The following is a 1,576-nucleotide window of genomic DNA, read 5'->3' as shown; positions in this document are numbered from 1 at the left end:
GATTGTACTGCAGGCGGGAGCCTGTGGGAGACTAGGACACCGCCGGACATTATAAGCCCCCCGGAAGCAATGCTTCCGGGGGGCTTTTTTATTCTTGGCACCAAGCTGAGGGAACTTCCTAAACGCAATGAGCGGGCAGGCCGGCGAGTGCGATGAGTCGTTGGTGTGTCGGCATCCGCCCACAGGCACGGCTGCCAGCAGCGAAATGCGACGGGCAGACAAGCAACGAACCGTAGGATCGATTCGGCCGGCGGGCTTTCGTCAGCCGAATGAAACTGCCACGATAGCTGGATGACAGATCGTCCGGCTTGAGTGACGCCGACTCGTCAGACAGCACAGCAGACAGGCAGAATTGAACTCATGAACTCCTCAGACCAGCAACCTGGCGACGGTGGCGACTACTCGCGCGGCGACCGTAGGCCCTCCGGACGCAGCGGCGGCTCGCGTCCTTCGTCCAGTGGCGGCTCGCGGGGCGGCTATTCCAGGGGCGGTGGTTCCAGAGACGCCCGAGGCGGCTCTCGAAGCGGCGGCTCTCGAGGTGGAGGTTCATGGGGCAACAACCGCGCCGGCGATGACAGTGGTCGCGGTTCGGATTCGCGCAACCGGGACTCTCGTGGAGGTTACTCGCGCGACGGCGATTCACGGGGCGGCTATTCCCGTAGTGAGGACTCCCGCGGCGGTGAGTCCCGTGGCACCAAGTCTGGTGGGTACTCCCGTAGTAGCGAGTTCCGCAGCGGTGGTTCGCGGGACGCTCGTTCGGGTGGCCCGTCTCGCGGTGGAAGTGGCTCGCGTTCGGGAGGCTATGGGCGTAGTGGTGACTCCCGTGGTGCTGACTCTCGCGGTGGAAGTGGCTCTCGGCAAGGAGGCTACTCGCGCGGCGAGGGCTATCGCTCGGACGACCGGCGTGACGGCCGTTACTCCCGCGGCGGCGATTCCAAGGATCGCGGCTATTCGCGTGGGGATTCGCGTCGGGACGATGATCGTCGCGAATCGAGACAAGGCGACTACGCGCGCGGTGGCCAGTCAAGAGGAAGCGGTTCGGAAGACAGAGGTTACCCGCGCAGCGAGGGTGGACGAGGCGGCTACCAGGGGTCGGGCCGCTCGTACGGTAACAACCGTCAAGGCGGGCGTTCGGCCGATGATCGGTACCGACGCTCCGATTCGGCAGGGCAGGATAGGCGCTCAGATCGGGGGCCTCGCGATCAGCGAGATCGTCGTGAGGACGATCGCGAGCGCGGCTACTCGCGTCGTCCGCAGGGCGAGCGTCGCTATCAGTCCGATCGTGGTGAAGGTGATGGTGGGCGCGGCTACTCGCGTCGTCCGCAGGGCGAGCGTCGCTATCAATCTGATCGTGGTGAAGGTGATGGTGGGCGCGGCTACTCGCGGCGTCCGGAAGGCGAGCGGCGATACCAATCGGGTGGCGATCGTAGCGATGGCTCCCAGAAGCGTGTAACCCGCGACGAGCGATACGACCGCGGCGACCGCAAGCCTTATGGATCGCCGAATGAGCGCTCCCACGGCGACCGGGATCGCAGGTCATCAAATGACCGTTCCTACAGCGACCGGGATCGCCGGT

General features: G+C 65.2%; 1 protein-coding gene. It reads left to right on the top strand.

Going from position 1 to position 1,576, the window contains the following annotated elements:
* Positions 1-490: 490 nt before the first annotated feature.
* Positions 491-1,453, top strand: a complete 963-nt coding sequence (locus AAFP05_RS00425; RefSeq protein ID WP_341727876.1) for a hypothetical protein — start codon at positions 491-493, stop codon at positions 1,451-1,453.
* Positions 1,454-1,576 lie beyond the last annotated feature (123 nt).

This window comes from Brooklawnia sp., assembly GCF_032229645.1.
Classification (GTDB): Bacteria; Actinomycetota; Actinomycetes; order Propionibacteriales; family Propionibacteriaceae; genus Brooklawnia.
This window is presented reverse-complemented; position numbering and strand designations above follow the sequence as displayed.